Below are 13,542 nucleotides of genomic sequence, written 5' to 3'. Positions count from 1 at the left end.
GGTGGGCGCGGATGCGCCCGCCTGGGGGGCGGGCGGGCGCATGCCCGGGCCGCAAGCGGCCCGCGCAGGGTGAAACCGATCAAGCGCGAGCACGCTATAGTGCCGTTGGAACGAGCGGTGCGCATTGGCCAGCTTGCAAAGCCGGGCCGACGCCGAAGCGGTGGAAATCCATCTCATCATTGAAGGCGCTATGGACGTGAACGGCGACCCTATCGAGTAGCGTCAGGTTCCCCCTAAACCTTCCGCAAGACAAACACCGTCGATTGCAGCCCCAGCGCCGGAAGGTGCGGCCCGCGCGCGGCCTCGAGCCTCTCGGCCCCACCTGCGGCCACTGCAGCATCAAGCCGCTCCTTGTACCCGCCTTCGTCGAGCGCGTGGTCGTTGAGCGAGATCACCAGCAGCCCGCCCTGCGCAAGACTGTCAAGCGCGCCGTCGATATTCTCGGGCGGGGCGGCACCGGGGCTGATCGCGCCCGAGGCAACGATCGCCGCATACCCCTGCCCGCGCGCATCGAGCACCGCATCGGGCGCAGGCTGAACAAGCTTGCGGTAGACGCCCTTGGCCCGCGCCTGCGCCAGCATCCCCGCAGAGATGTCCATTCCGTCGATAACCCGAAACCCTGCCGCATACAGCGCAACGCCCGAAAGCCCGGTGCCGCAGGCAAAATCGAGCACTGGCGCATCGGGGTCGGAAAGGTAGCGGGCCAGCGCCTGTGCGCAGCGTTGCGGCGTGCGGTAGTCGCTTTGGGCAAGTTCGCTGTCGTAGCTGTCTGCCCATTGATCGTAATAATCGCGAAGGTTCTCGCTACCTTCGACCGAATAGATGTTGCTCAGAAAGCCCTCTTCCTGCGGCATTCGCAATGCTCCATTCTCTGCCTCGGGGGTCTCGAAGACCTAGCATCACGGGCAGCGCATTGCAAAATCGGCACCCCGGCACCGATTGCGCATTGCACCAGCTTCGCCTAAATCACGCTGCATGACCATTCGCCCGATCCTGATACATCCCGACCCGCGCCTCAAGAAGGCAGCCGCCCCGGTCGAAGCGATCACGCCCGAGCTGCAAACGCTCGCGCGTGACATGCTGGAAACCATGTATGACGCGCCGGGCATCGGGCTTGCCGCGCCGCAGGTGGGTGTCTCGGCTCGGTTGATCGTGATGGATTGCGTGAAAGACCCCGAGGAAGACCCGCGCCCGCTGATCCTGTTCAACCCCGAGATCACATGGGCCTCGGAGGAGCGCAGCACCTACGAGGAAGGCTGCCTGTCGATCCCCGAGCAATACGCCGATGTCGAACGCCCCTCCGAGGTCAAGGTGCGCTGGCTCAACATCGACGGCCAACCACAGGACGAACATTTCACCGGCCTCTGGGCCACCTGCGTGCAACACGAGATCGACCATCTGGATGGCAAGCTGTTCATCGACTATCTCGGCCCGCTCAAGCGGCAGATGATCACGCGGCGCATGGCCAAGCTCAAGCGCGAACGCGCGCGGGCCTGAGGCGCAGTATGGCGGTGCTCCCCTGTCTGCCCTGGCCCGACCCGCGGCTTGCCACACCCGCCGCCCCGGCCGATGCGATCACCGACGCGATCCGCGCCCTTTGGCAGGACATGATCGACACCATGGAGGCCATGCCCGGCGTCGGCCTTGCCGCACCGCAGATCGGGGTGTTGCTGCGCCTCGCGGTCGTCGATGCCTCCGACGGGCGCGGGGAGGCCGTGCGCATGGCCAACCCCGAGATCCTGCATGAAAGCATCAAGCTGCGCGCCCATGAGGAGGCCAGCCCGAACCTGCCTGGCATCTCGGCCAGGATCGAGCGGCCGCGCGCGGTGACTGTGCGGTTTCTCAATGCCGATGGCGAATGGGAGGAACGCGATTTCGTCAGCCTATGGGCCACCAGCGTACAGCACCAGATCGACCATCTGAACGGGCGTATGTATTTCGACCGGCTCAGCCCGCTCAAGCGGCGGATGTTGCTGTCGCGCGCGGAAAAGCTGCGCAAACGTGGGGGCGGGCGATGAAGGTTGTGTTCATGGGCACGCCCGATTTCTCGGTGCCGGCGCTGCGGGCGCTGCACGCCGCGCATGAGGTCGTCGCCGTCTATTGCCAGCCACCCCGCCCCGCTGGGCGCGGGCAAAAACCCCGGCCCTGCCCCGTGCAGGCCGAGGCCGAGGCTCTGGGCCTGCCTGTGCGCCACCCCGAAAGCCTGCGCGGCCCACAGGAACAGGCCCGCTTTGCCGATCTGGGGGCCGATGTGGCCGTGGTGGTGGCCTACGGGCTGATCCTGCCCCGCGCTGTGCTCGAGGCCCCCGCGCGGGGGTGCCTGAACATCCATGCCTCGCTGTTGCCGCGCTGGCGCGGGGCGGCGCCCATTCACCGCGCGGTGCTGGCAGGGGATGCGGAAACCGGGGTCTGCATCATGCAGATGGAAGTGGGGCTTGATACTGGGCCGGTGCTGCTGCGGCAATCCACGCCCATCGGCCCCGAGGACACGACCGGCGACTTGCATGACCGGTTGGCCGCGATGGGGGCCGAACTGATCTGCACGGCGCTTGAGCGCCTCGACACGCTTGAGCCCGCGCCGCAACCCGATGTCAGCGTCACCTATGCCGCCAAGATCGACAAGGCCGAGGCCCGCATCGACTGGACCCTACCCGCCGCCGCGATCGACCGCCAACTCCGCGCGCTGTCGCCCTTTCCCGGCGCCTGGTGCCTGGCCGGAAGCGAGCGGCTCAAGCTGTTGCGCAGCCGGCTGGCCGAGACACGCGCCGCACCCGGCACCCAAGCCGGCGAGGTGCTGGCCACAGACGATGCGCACAGCCTGCATATCGCGGCTGGCGATGGCGGGGTCATTGCCGTGACCATGGCACAGCGTCAAGGCAAACGCCCGATGGAGATTTCGGAGCTTCTGCGCGGTCTGCGCCTGCCGCCGGGCAGCCGGCTGGAATGACCGCCTTGCTCAGCCAGCCAGCGCGGTCTGCGCACTTTCGCGCGGCGGCAGGACAGGGGCATCTATCCTGCGGGTAACAACGCCGGGCACATCTTCGAAGCGGTTCTTCAGGGTGCGTGGGAAAAAGGTGCTGCCCACACCCTCAAGCCCTGGTATCTGCCGCAGCACCGCGCTGGTGCGCACCGCGCATTGCCCGGATGGTGCAGCCGATTGCGCCTTGGCCGCCTGAATTGCAGCAGCGGCCTGCCCGGGCGTCAGGCGCAAGGTCTGCGCAATCACGTGATGCGTGTCGCGTGCATGGTAATCGAGATATATGCGTTCAAGCTGCGGCGACATGCCGTAATGCACATCGTTGCGCCGTGGTGCGTGCCGGTTGAACCAGCTGCCTGCCGGGTCATACAGAATGCGGTGTTCACCATTGATGATCAGCGCCGAATGATCCCCCGCGCCCGAACGCGTGTTGATCACCGTGATAAGGGTAATCTCGGCCGGTGCATCCGACACATGGCGCGCACGGGCCACCACATCGTCAGCGGCCCATTCGCCCGCAGGCGCGCAGGCGGCCACGAGGACCGGCAGAAGAAGCAGCGCGATCAGCCGCCTCGTAAGCGCGCGAAAATCAGGCATTGACCAGCGCAAGAAACACCAGAATGGCGAGCACGATCACCGTGACCCAGATCGAGAACTTGATGAATCCCGCAAAGGTCTTCTCCTGCTCGGAAATATCCATTTCGCCATGCTTGTGATTGGCCATCTCGGCATATCCTCGGTTTGGTAGCTGTCGTTGTGCCCCGCTATAGCCGATTCATTTCGGGCTGTCACGGCGGCGTGGCGGGTGCAGCCTGAATTTTGTATGCCCGGCCTGCCCCATGCGCTTGCCTCGCCCCGTGAAAGTCACTACACCGCGCGCGTCACAACCCCTGACCCCGGAGCCTGCAATGTCTGCTACAGCGTCCGCGCCGAAAAAAGTCGTGCTTGCCTATTCGGGGGGGCTCGATACCTCGATCATCCTGAAATGGCTGCAAGCCGAATATGGCTGCGAGGTCGTGACCTTCACCGCCGATCTGGGCCAGGGCGAAGAGCTGGACCCCGCGCGCAAGAAGGCCGAGCTGCTGGGGATTGCCCCCGAGAACATCTATATTGAAGACCTGCGCGAGGAATTCGTGCGCGATTTCGTCTTTCCGATGTTTCGCGCTAATGCCGTCTATGAGGGGCTTTACCTGCTGGGCACCTCGATCGCACGGCCGCTGATCTCCAAGCGGCTGGTCGAGATTGCCGAAGCCACCGGCGCCGACGCCGTGGCTCATGGCGCCACCGGCAAGGGCAACGACCAGGTGCGCTTCGAACTGGCCGCCTATGCGCTCAACCCCGATATCAAGGTGATCGCCCCCTGGCGCGAATGGGATCTGACCAGCCGCACCAAGCTGCTGGAGTTCGCCGAGGCACACCAGATCCCCATTGCCAAGGACAAGCGCGGCGAGGCGCCGTTTTCGGTCGATGCGAACATGCTGCACACCTCGTCCGAGGGCAAGGTGCTGGAAGACCCGGCCGAGGATGCGCCCGATTACGTCTATCAGCGCACCGTGAACCCCGAAGACGCCCCCGACACGCCCGAATTCATCGAGATCGGGTTCGAGAAGGGCGATGCTGTCTCGATCAATGGCGAGGCAATGTCGCCCGCCACGGTCCTGACCACGCTTAACGAGCTGGGGCGCAAGCACGGCATCGGGCGGCTCGATTTCGTGGAAAACCGCTTTGTCGGGATGAAGTCGCGCGGCATCTACGAGACCCCCGGCGGCACCATCCTGCTGGAAGCCCATCGCGGGATCGAGCAGATCACCCTCGATTCCGGCGCGGGCCACCTGAAAGACAGCCTGATGCCGCGCTACGCCGAGCTGATCTACAACGGTTTCTGGTTCAGCCCAGAGCGCGAAATGCTGCAAGCGGCCATCGATCGCAGCCAGGAGCACGTCACCGGCACAGTGCGGCTCAAGCTATACAAGGGCTCGGCGCGCACCGTGGGCCGCTGGTCGGAGCACAGCCTCTACTCCGAGGCGCATGTGACCTTCGAGGACGACGCAGGCGCCTATGACCAGAAGGACGCCGCGGGCTTCATCCAGCTCAACGCGCTGCGTCTCAAACTGCTGGCGGCACGCAACCGGCGGCTGAAGGGCTGAAGGGGCGCGGCCCTTCGCGCGCTGGCCGACCTTCACGGCAACTCCGCATTTCCATCCGTCTTATGTCACCACATCGGGCGCCGTGCGCCCGGTGCGCGCCTTGATCCCGGCCAGCACATCAGCGGCGCGCGCCACCGGGGCCAGCACCTCGGCAGGATCGGCGTGCAGATCCTCCGGTGCCTCGCGCAGTTGTTCAAGATAAAGCCGCAAGGTCGCACCCTCGGTACCTGTGCCTGAAAGGCGCAGCACCGCCCGCGCGCCGCCGTCGAATCCGATCTGGATGCCCTGGCCCGTGGCCACCGACCCATCGACCGGATCGGTATAGGCGAAATCCTCGGCCGCGGCCACGCGCAGCCCGGCGAAGTCCTGTCCCGGCAGGCTGGGCAGGCGCACGCGCAGATCCTCCATCAGCCCGGCCGCGGCGGCGCTGTCGATCCCCTCGTAATCGTGGCGGGTGTAGTAGTTGCGCCCGAACTCGGCCCAATGCGCGGCCATCAGATCGGCCACTGACATGCGGCGCACGGCCAGGATGTTGAGCCACATCAGAACGGCCCAGAGCCCATCCTTTTCGCGCACATGGTCCGATCCGGTGCCGGCGCTTTCCTCGCCGCACAGCGTCACATGCCCGGCATCGAGCAGGTTACCGAAGAACTTCCACCCCGTTGGCGTGGCGAAACACGGCAAGCCCCGCGCGGCGGCAACACGATCCGCCGCGCGGCTGGTGGGCATGGAACGGGCTATGCCGCGCAGCCCCTGCGCATGGCCCGGCGTCAGATGCGCATTCGCCGCCAGCACGGCGAGGCTGTCGGAGGGCGTGACATAGATGCCGCGCCCCAGGATCATGTTGCGGTCGCCATCCCCATCCGAGGCGGCGGCGAAATCGGGCGCGCCGGGCCCCATGACATGCGCCACCAGATCCCTTGCCCAGACGGGGTTCGGGTCCGGGTGGCCACCCCCGAAATCCGGCAGCGGCACAGCGTTGACCACCGACCCGGCCGGGGCGCCCAGTGCGGTTTCCAGAATGTCGCGCGCATAGGGTCCGGTCACGGCGTGCATCGCATCGAAGCGCAGCCTGAAGCCGCCCGCGATCAGCCCGGCGATGGCTTCGAAATCGAAAAGTCGCGCCATCAGCGCGCGGTAATCGGCCACCGGGTCCACCACCTCGACGGTCATGCCGCCAAAGCTGTGTTCCCCGATCTGGCCAAGCGGCAGGTCGGCGGCCTCGAAGATGGCGTATTCGCTCAGGCGCAGACTCTCGTCGTGTATGGCCCTGGTGAGCGATTCGGGCGCAGGGCCGCCGTTGGCAGTGTTGAATTTCACGCCGAAATCGGCCTCCGGCCCGCCGGGGTTGTGGCTGGCCGAAAGGATGATCCCGCCATCAGCGCCGTGCAGCCGGATCAGATGCGAGGCTGCGGGCGTCGAAAGCAGCCCGTCCCTCCCCACGATCACACGCCGCGCACCCGAAGCGGCGGCCATACGCAGAATCACCTGCGCGGCCCGATCGTTGAAATAACGCCCGTCGCCACCCAGGACCAACATCTTGCCCTCGAGTCCGCCAATGGCGTTCCAGATGCTCTGGATAAAATTCTCCAGATAATGCGACTGCATGAAGACACGGGTCTTCTTGCGCAGCCCCGAAGTGCCGGGAACCTGCCCTTCGATCGGGCGGGTCGGGTGGCGGCTTATCTGCATGTCATGTTCCTGATTCAAGTCCCTGGTTCAAACCTTGCCCGTCACGGCCGAAGCCCAGATTACCCGCGCGCTGCACGCGATGTCACCCCACCCGGCCCTTCGTGGCCGGACAGGCGCGACTCGGGCCGCTTGCGCGATCGGAGGCTTCTGTCCAGTTCGAATCGGAGGGCTTGTCCCCATGCGGGCATTGCCGTCGCGAGTCGTGCCCAAGCTGCAACAGCCGAACAGGACAGCGCCCGCGGAACAAATGGCGAAGGCCACGACGCTTTCCGGCAAGACGCCTGTTTTCTTTGCCGGCTTTACAATGACGCGCTGCGGCGGGCGCCTTGCCCGTTCCGAAGGCAGCTTCGGGATTCGCGCGATCAGGTGTGAGTCAAGCGCGTTGTTCAGTTGCGCGGGGCGAGAGCGTGTTGCTACCTTTCAGGAGCGATTCACGTCGTCTGGGGGACAAGGAAGCGCCCCGCCCGCGATAGCCGGCCCGACTGTCAGAACGGGCCATGATATTATTTGGGGCGGAAAAGCGCCGTTTGGTCCGGCCACCTGTAGCGCGTTGCGTCTGAACAGGGCGCCAATGCACGCGAGCCAGCAGGTGGCACGACCATGCGGCAGGTGGCCGGCATATTTATGCCGGCTGTCGGGCGCATGTCCGGAAGGGTTCTATCGCCGCCGAAATTGCGGCCAGCATCGCCTCGGGCGATCAGGCGGCATTCGGGCGTAGCCCTCCGCAGAGGCAGGTATTCCGTTCGGTACTGCGAACGGGTTTCTGCTGCAGTTGGCGTGAGCGTTCATTGCAACGTTCGCCCGCAGACCGCGCTGTCTGGCGGGCGACGCCAACGAGAAAGCGGAAGCATGGGGAAAACCAGCCAGGATGAGACTTTGCAGGATAGCTGGGACGAGGTGCGTTCGGCCCTTCAGTCCAGCATCGGAAGAAACAACTTCGTAACCTGGATCGAACCGCTGCAGCTTCGCGGGCTTAGCAATGGGATCTTGCGGGTCGCGGTGCCGACCCGGTTTATCGGGGAATGGGTCTCACGCAATTACAACCAGCAGATCCTGCGTGAATATGCACGGATCGGGGTGCCGGTGTCGCGGATCGATTTTCAGGTATCCCGGCCATCCCAGCCCAAGGCAGAGAAAAAATCGGCCAATACGGCCAACTGTAACGGCGTGGAGAGCCGCGCTGCACAGAACCGCAACGCATCCGCCGCCGGACCCGCCCCGCAATCATCGGAAACCGCAAATGAAGAAGGCGATCTGCCGGGCGCGGCGCTGGACAGGCGCTTCACTTTCGACCGCTTTGTCGTGGGCAAGCCCAACGAACTGGCCCATGCCGCCGCGCGCCGCGTGGGCGAAGGCGGCGCAGTCACCTTCAATCCGCTGTTCCTTTATGGCGGCGTGGGCCTTGGCAAGACCCACCTGATGCATGCCATCGCCTGGGAATTGAACGCGCGCCAGCCTGAAATGCGGGTGCTCTACCTGTCGGCCGAGCAGTTCATGTACCGCTTCATCCAGGCGCTGCGCGATCGACAGATCATGGATTTCAAGGAACTGTTTCGCTCGGTCGATGTGCTGATGGTCGATGATGTGCAATTCATCGCCGGAAAAGACAGCACCCAGGACGAATTCTTTCACACCTTCAACGCGCTGGTCGATCAGGGAAAGCAGATTATCATCTCGGCCGATCGCGCACCGGGCGAGATCAAGGATCTAGAGGAACGCATCAAGTCGCGCCTGCAATGCGGGCTTGTCGTCGATCTGCATCCCACCGACTACGAATTGCGCCTCGGCATTCTTCAGCAGAAGACCGAGAATTACCGCCACCAGTATGGCGGGATCGAGGTGGCATCCGGGGTTCTGGAGTTTCTTGCCCACCGGATCACCACCAATGTGCGCGTGCTCGAAGGGGCGCTGACCCGGCTTTTCGCCTTTGCCTCTCTGGTCGGGCGCGAGATCACGCTCGACCTGGCGCAGGACTGTCTGGCCGACATTCTGCGCGCCTCGGACCGGCGCGTCACCGTCGAAGAAATTCAGCGCAAGGTCTCCGAGCATTACAACATCCGGCTTGCCGACATGATCGGCCCGAAACGCGTGCGCACCATCGCCCGGCCCCGGCAGATCGCGATGTATCTGGCCAAGGAACTGACCTCGCGCAGCCTGCCCGAGATCGGCCGCCGCTTTGGCGGGCGCGATCACACGACGATCATTCACGGGGTGCGCAAGGTCGAGACCCTGCGCGAATCCGATCCGCAGATCGCCGAAGATGTCGATCTTCTGCGGCGCCTGCTTTCGGGATGAGCGCCCGTCACCACCTTTGCCGATGCCGCTTCAGTGCGCCTCGTGGCCACTGAAATGCGATAACGGCGGAAATCTGACAGGAAATACTTGAGGGCCGGGCGAAAATGGCTAGGCTCTGCCCCCCGACACCGCCGGTTGTGCGGGTCGGGCGCGCAAGAAGGGAACCGAGGGCATGAAGATCAGTATCGAACGCGGCCCGTTGCTCAAGGCGGTTGCGCAGGCGCAATCGGTCGTTGAGCGCCGCAACACCATTCCGATCCTGGCCAATGTGCTGATCGAGGCGGAAGGCGACGCGGTCAGCTTCCGGGCCACCGATCTGGACATCGAGGTGGTCGACAAGGTGCCCGCTCAGGTCGAGCAGGCCGGCGCCACCACCATTTCCGCCGTGCTGCTGCATGAAATCGTGCGCAAGCTGCCCGATGGCGCGCTGGTGCGGCTGGTGGACGATCCGCAAAGCGGGCGCCTCTCGGTCGAGGCGGGGCGGTCGAGCTTTTCGCTGGCGACGCTCCCGCGCGAGGATTTCCCGGTGATGGCCAGCTCGGAATACACCAGCAACTTCGCCGCACCCGCGAAAGATTTGCGCCGGCTCTTCGACAAGACCAAATTCGCCATCTCGACCGAAGAGACACGGTATTACCTCAACGGGGTCTATCTGCATGTGGCCCAGGGCGAGGATGGCCCTGCCCTGCGCGCCGTCGCGACCGATGGCCACCGGCTGGCCCGCGTGGATGCGCCGCTGCCCGAGGGGGCCGACAACATGCCTGGCGTGATCGTGCCGCGCAAGACGGTGGGCGAGCTGCGCAAGCTGCTGGAAGACGACGAGGCACAGATCGCCGTTTCCGTTTCAGAAACCAAGCTGCGCTTTGCCACGCCCGAGATCACCCTGACATCCAAGGTCATCGACGGCACTTTCCCCGATTACACGCGGGTCATCCCGACGGGCAACACCCGCCGCATGGAAGTCGATGCCAGCGAATTCGCCCGCGCCGTGGACCGTGTGGCGACGGTTTCCTCCGAGCGGTCGCGCGCGGTCAAGCTGACGATCGAGGAAGACCGGCTGGTGCTGTCGGTAAACGCCCCCGATGCGGGTGCGGCCGAGGAAGAGGTCGCCGTGGCTTATGCCGATGAACGGCTGGAGATCGGGTTCAACGCCAAGTACCTTTTGGAGATCGCCAGCCAGGTAGATCGCGAGAATGCGGTGTTCATGTTCAACTCATCGGGCGACCCGACCCTGATGCGCGAGGGCAACGACACCTCGGCTGTCTATGTCGTGATGCCGATGCGGGTCTGAGGCGGGCGCGGGCCTGTCATTCGAAAGAAGGGCAGCCATGCCCGGAATGGCCGTCGAATCGCTGACGCTTTCGCATTTCCGCTCGCATGTGGCGACGCGGATGACGCTTGACGGGCGGGCCGTGGCGCTGTTCGGCCCCAATGGCGCGGGCAAGACCAACATCCTCGAGGCGCTGTCGCTGCTGTCTCCGGGCCGCGGCTTGCGGCGGGCCGCGCCTGAGTCCCTTTCCCGGCAGCCGGAGGCGCTGGGCTGGAAGGTCACCGCCACGCTGCGCTGCGACGGGCGACAGCACGAGGTCGAAACCTGGGCCGAACCGGGGCGCCCGCGCAGCCTGCGCATCGACGGCAAGGCGGCACCGCAAACGGCATTGGGCCGGATCGCCCGCATCCTGTGGCTGGTGCCGGCAATGGATCGTCTCTGGACCGAGGCTGCCGAAGGGAGGCGCCGGTTTCTCGACCGGATCACGATGAGCTTCGAGCCCGGCCACGCAGACACTGTGCTCACCTATGAAAAGGCCATGCGCGAACGCAACCGGCTGTTGCGCGATCAGGTGACGGATGAGGCATGGTATGGTGCGCTCGAGGCGCAGATGGCGCAGGCGGGGGCGCAGATCATGGTCAACCGCCGCGCCGCGCTTGACCGCATCGCGGCGGCCACCGAAGGCGCCAAGACAAGCTTTCCCGCTGCCACGCTGTACTTGACCGCCCCCGAGGATGCCAGCGCGTCCCCCGAAGAACCCGCCCCCCTGGCCGAGGCTTACGCGCGGGGCCGCCGGCGCGACATGGCGGCGGGGCGAACCCTGGCAGGGCCCCATCGGTCCGACCTGAGCGCGACTTACGCAGCCAAGGGCGTGCCGGCAGCGCAATGCTCGACCGGCGAGCAGAAGGCGCTTCTGATTTCGCTGGTTCTGGCCAATGCCCGCGCGCTGAGCGCGCTGATAGGCAACGCCCCGATCCTGTTGCTGGATGAAGTGGCCGCGCATCTGGACGCCGCGCGCCGCACCGCGCTTTACGACGAGATCACCGCGCTGGGCGCGCAGGCCTGGATGACCGGCACCGGGGCCGAGCTGTTTGCGCAGTTGGGGCCGCGAGCGCAGGGATTTGCGGTGTTCGAGCACGATGGTGCCTCCGGGCTGCACTCCCATGCCCTGGGCTGAGCCGTGCGCAGCGCCTGTGGCAAAGTGGTTACGCCCCGTGCCGACCCACATGATCGTGACTTGAAAGGCCAAGCGAAATCCAGAAGATGTTGGGTCTCGCCGCGTTTGGCCACTCAAAAGGGTATACAGATGTCTGCCAATGGAATCGGACGCCGCCGGGTGCTTGCCATGGGAGGCGCTGCCGCGCTTTCGTCAGTTGCGCTGCCGCTGCGTGCCCAGAATTTCACCGGCGCGATCGAAGGGGAAACAGGCGTTGAAGCCACCGCCAGCGAACGCGCGCGTCGGAATATCCAGGGGTTCCGCAATGTCCGCTGGCAGGACCATTTCGACCATCTGCGCAACGGTGCGATCCTGTGCGACACGGCATCGCGCGCACTGCATTACTGGTCGGCGGATGAAAGCATCTATCTGCTTCACCCCTGTTCGGTGCCGATGAGCGAAGAGTTCATCCGCCGCGGCCGCACCAGCATCGTGGAGAAACGGCCCAATCCCACCTGGATCCCCACCCCCAACATGCGCGAGCGCGACCCGTCGCTGCCCGCCATCGTCCACCCCGGCCCCGACAACCCGCTGGGGACCCGCGCGATGAACCTTGGCTGGACCTACTACCGTATTCACGGCATCGACAACCCCGCGAAGATCGGTCGCAAGGCCTCGAACGGCTGCTTCGGCTTGTATAACGAGGATGTCGAGGTTCTGTACGAGCTGGCGGTCATCGGGACGCAGGTTGTCGTGATCTGAGCGCGACAGGCCAGGCCGGGCGCCGGCATCTGCCCGCGGGGCCGCCTTCGGCGAGGATATTTTTTTCACAGTGAAGAAGGGGTTTGGCGCCTTGCCGAGCCCCTGCAGGACATTTCCGCAGGGCTGCAGGGCGCCCGCCCAAGATGGCAGGCGCCGGGTATCGGTCAGCCGCGCGACCGGATCATGCCCGTGATCTCGAAGCAGCGCTCGACGATGGGGCGGGCGATGGCTTCGGCGCGCTCGGCACCCCCGCCGAGGGTGCGGTCGATCTCGGCCGGGTCATCCATCAGGCGCGCCATTTCGCTGTTGATCGGGCGCAGCTTTTCCACGGCAAGATCGGCCAGCGCGGGCTTGAAGGCGCCGAAGCCCTGCCCGGCGAAGTCTTGCAGCACCGCAGCCGGGCTGATGTCGGCCAGGGCGGCATAGATGTTCACGAGGTTACGCGCCTCGGGCCGCTCTGACAGGCCGTCGAGTGCCTCGGGCAGGGGGTCCGGGTCGGTGCGGGCCTTGCGGATCTTCTGGGCGATGGCGTCGGCATCGTCGGTCAGGTTGATCCGGCTCATGTCGGAAGGGTCGGATTTCGACATTTTCTTTGTGCCGTCGCGCAAGCTCATCACGCGGGTGGCGGCGCCTTCGATCACCGGCTCGACGATGGGGAAAAATTCAATCCCGTAGTCGTGGTTGAACTTGATCGCGATGTCGCGGGTCAGTTCGAGGTGCTGTTTCTGATCCTCGCCCACCGGCACATGGGTTGCATGATAGGCAAGGATGTCCGCGGCCATCAGGTTGGGGTAGGCGAACAGGCCGACGGAGGCGTTTTCGCGGTTCTTTCCGGCCTTGTCCTTGAACTGGGTCATGCGGCTGAGCCAGCCCATGCGCGCCACGCAATTGAAGATCCAGGCGAGTTCCGCATGCGCGGGCACCTGGCTTTGGTTGAACAGGATCGAGCGTGCCGGATCGATGCCCGCGGCCAGGAACCCGGCGGCGGCCTCGCGGGTGGCGTGGCGTAGCTTCGCCGGCTCTTGCCAGACGGTGATGGCGTGCAGATCGACCAGGCAGTAGATGGTTTCAACGCCTTCGTCCTGCTTTTCGACAAAGCGCTTGAGCGCGCCGAGGTAATTGCCCAGCGTCAGCCCGCCCGAAGGCTGGATACCCGAGAAGACACGCGGCGCGAAGGCCGGAGTTGTGCCGGAGGTCTGCGGCGCCTCGGTCATGCGAATTCTCCATCTGGAAATCTGCCTGC

General features: G+C 65.3%; 13 protein-coding genes. 8 read left to right on the top strand and 5 right to left on the bottom strand.

The genetic code is table 11. The features are described 5' to 3' along the window. Window positions 1-233: 233 nt before the first annotated feature. The gene (locus tag DQ229_RS08545; RefSeq protein ID WP_114965845.1) at window positions 234-854 is read right to left on the bottom strand and encodes a class I SAM-dependent DNA methyltransferase; all 621 of its coding nucleotides are present in this window, start codon (window positions 852-854) and stop codon (window positions 234-236) included. A gap of 121 nt (window positions 855-975) precedes the next feature. Here DQ229_RS08545 and def (DQ229_RS08540) point away from each other — a divergent pair, with 121 nt between their 5' ends. From def (DQ229_RS08540) to fmt, 3 genes are read left to right on the top strand one after another with little or no spacing between them, the layout of a single operon-like run. Next, entirely contained in the window at window positions 976-1,497 is a 522-nt protein-coding gene (gene def, locus DQ229_RS08540; RefSeq protein WP_114965844.1) for a peptide deformylase, read from the top strand. Between the two features lie 8 nt (window positions 1,498-1,505). Then, window positions 1,506-2,018 carry a peptide deformylase gene (gene def / locus DQ229_RS08535; protein ID WP_114965843.1) on the top strand — a complete coding sequence of 171 codons (513 nt, stop codon included), beginning with the start codon at window positions 1,506-1,508 and terminating at the stop codon, window positions 2,016-2,018. After that, window positions 2,015-2,947, top strand: a complete 933-nt coding sequence (gene fmt / locus DQ229_RS08530) for a methionyl-tRNA formyltransferase (RefSeq protein WP_114965842.1) — start codon at window positions 2,015-2,017, stop codon at window positions 2,945-2,947. Before def (DQ229_RS08535) ends, fmt begins: the two co-directional genes overlap by 4 nt. A 9-nt stretch (window positions 2,948-2,956) precedes the next feature. Here fmt and DQ229_RS08525 read toward each other — a convergent pair whose 3' ends face one another. Further along, window positions 2,957-3,574: a hypothetical protein gene (locus tag DQ229_RS08525; protein ID WP_114965841.1), complete on the bottom strand. Its 618-nt coding sequence runs from the start codon at window positions 3,572-3,574 to the stop codon at window positions 2,957-2,959. Continuing rightward, the gene (locus DQ229_RS08520) at window positions 3,567-3,701 is read right to left on the bottom strand and encodes an aa3-type cytochrome c oxidase subunit IV (RefSeq protein WP_114965840.1); all 135 of its coding nucleotides are present in this window, start codon (window positions 3,699-3,701) and stop codon (window positions 3,567-3,569) included. Before DQ229_RS08520 ends, DQ229_RS08525 begins: the two co-directional genes overlap by 8 nt. Before the next feature lie 184 nt (window positions 3,702-3,885). On the opposite strand from DQ229_RS08520, the gene DQ229_RS08515 reads away from it, so the two are divergent. After that, window positions 3,886-5,124 (top strand): argininosuccinate synthase, encoded by a 1,239-nt coding sequence (locus DQ229_RS08515; protein WP_114965839.1) that lies wholly within the window; start codon window positions 3,886-3,888, stop codon window positions 5,122-5,124. 60 nt (window positions 5,125-5,184) lie between these two features. Here DQ229_RS08515 and DQ229_RS08510 read toward each other — a convergent pair whose 3' ends face one another. Continuing rightward, window positions 5,185-6,816 (bottom strand): alpha-D-glucose phosphate-specific phosphoglucomutase, encoded by a 1,632-nt coding sequence (locus DQ229_RS08510; RefSeq protein ID WP_114965838.1) that lies wholly within the window; start codon window positions 6,814-6,816, stop codon window positions 5,185-5,187. Between the two features lie 849 nt (window positions 6,817-7,665). On the opposite strand from DQ229_RS08510, the gene dnaA reads away from it, so the two are divergent. The 4 genes from dnaA (at window position 7,666) to DQ229_RS08490 (ending at window position 12,299) form a co-directional block, all read left to right on the top strand. Next, window positions 7,666-9,111 carry a chromosomal replication initiator protein DnaA gene (gene dnaA / locus DQ229_RS08505; protein ID WP_114965837.1) on the top strand — a complete coding sequence of 482 codons (1,446 nt, stop codon included), beginning with the start codon at window positions 7,666-7,668 and terminating at the stop codon, window positions 9,109-9,111. A gap of 172 nt (window positions 9,112-9,283) precedes the next feature. Continuing rightward, a complete protein-coding gene (gene dnaN, locus DQ229_RS08500; RefSeq protein WP_114965836.1) occupies window positions 9,284-10,402 on the top strand; it encodes a DNA polymerase III subunit beta in 1,119 nt (372 codons plus the stop codon). 37 nt (window positions 10,403-10,439) lie between these two features. Further along, window positions 10,440-11,558, top strand: a complete 1,119-nt coding sequence (gene recF / locus DQ229_RS08495; RefSeq protein ID WP_114965835.1) for a DNA replication/repair protein RecF — start codon at window positions 10,440-10,442, stop codon at window positions 11,556-11,558. 129 nt (window positions 11,559-11,687) lie between these two features. Beyond that, a complete protein-coding gene (locus DQ229_RS08490; RefSeq protein ID WP_114965834.1) occupies window positions 11,688-12,299 on the top strand; it encodes a L,D-transpeptidase in 612 nt (203 codons plus the stop codon). Window positions 12,300-12,463: 164 nt separating this feature from the next. On the opposite strand, the gene trpS is transcribed toward DQ229_RS08490, so the two are convergent. Then, window positions 12,464-13,513 carry a tryptophan--tRNA ligase gene (gene trpS, locus DQ229_RS08485; RefSeq protein ID WP_114965833.1) on the bottom strand — a complete coding sequence of 350 codons (1,050 nt, stop codon included), beginning with the start codon at window positions 13,511-13,513 and terminating at the stop codon, window positions 12,464-12,466. Window positions 13,514-13,542 lie beyond the last annotated feature (29 nt).

Source organism: Alkalilacustris brevis (assembly GCF_003350345.1).
In the GTDB taxonomy this organism is placed as follows: Bacteria; Pseudomonadota; Alphaproteobacteria; order Rhodobacterales; family Rhodobacteraceae; genus Alkalilacustris; species Alkalilacustris brevis.
Note: the sequence above shows the minus strand (reverse complement) of the source record. Positions and strands in the feature narration are given on the sequence as shown.

Excerpts from the sequence above, each read along its gene's own strand:
- DQ229_RS08545 (WP_114965845.1), bottom strand. The coding sequence starts at position 854 with ATGCCGCAGGAAGAGGGCTTTCTGAGCAACATCTATTCGGTCGAAGGT.
- def (WP_114965844.1), top strand. The coding sequence starts at position 976 with ATGACCATTCGCCCGATCCTGATACATCCCGACCCGCGCCTCAAGAAG.
- def (WP_114965843.1), top strand. The coding sequence starts at position 1,506 with ATGGCGGTGCTCCCCTGTCTGCCCTGGCCCGACCCGCGGCTTGCCACA.
- fmt (WP_114965842.1), top strand. The coding sequence starts at position 2,015 with ATGAAGGTTGTGTTCATGGGCACGCCCGATTTCTCGGTGCCGGCGCTG.
- DQ229_RS08525 (WP_114965841.1), bottom strand. The coding sequence starts at position 3,574 with ATGCCTGATTTTCGCGCGCTTACGAGGCGGCTGATCGCGCTGCTTCTT.
- DQ229_RS08520 (WP_114965840.1), bottom strand. The coding sequence starts at position 3,701 with ATGGCCAATCACAAGCATGGCGAAATGGATATTTCCGAGCAGGAGAAG.
- DQ229_RS08515 (WP_114965839.1), top strand. The coding sequence starts at position 3,886 with ATGTCTGCTACAGCGTCCGCGCCGAAAAAAGTCGTGCTTGCCTATTCG.
- DQ229_RS08510 (WP_114965838.1), bottom strand. The coding sequence starts at position 6,816 with ATGCAGATAAGCCGCCACCCGACCCGCCCGATCGAAGGGCAGGTTCCC.
- dnaA (WP_114965837.1), top strand. The coding sequence starts at position 7,666 with ATGGGGAAAACCAGCCAGGATGAGACTTTGCAGGATAGCTGGGACGAG.
- dnaN (WP_114965836.1), top strand. The coding sequence starts at position 9,284 with ATGAAGATCAGTATCGAACGCGGCCCGTTGCTCAAGGCGGTTGCGCAG.
- recF (WP_114965835.1), top strand. The coding sequence starts at position 10,440 with ATGCCCGGAATGGCCGTCGAATCGCTGACGCTTTCGCATTTCCGCTCG.
- DQ229_RS08490 (WP_114965834.1), top strand. The coding sequence starts at position 11,688 with ATGTCTGCCAATGGAATCGGACGCCGCCGGGTGCTTGCCATGGGAGGC.
- trpS (WP_114965833.1), bottom strand. The coding sequence starts at position 13,513 with ATGACCGAGGCGCCGCAGACCTCCGGCACAACTCCGGCCTTCGCGCCG.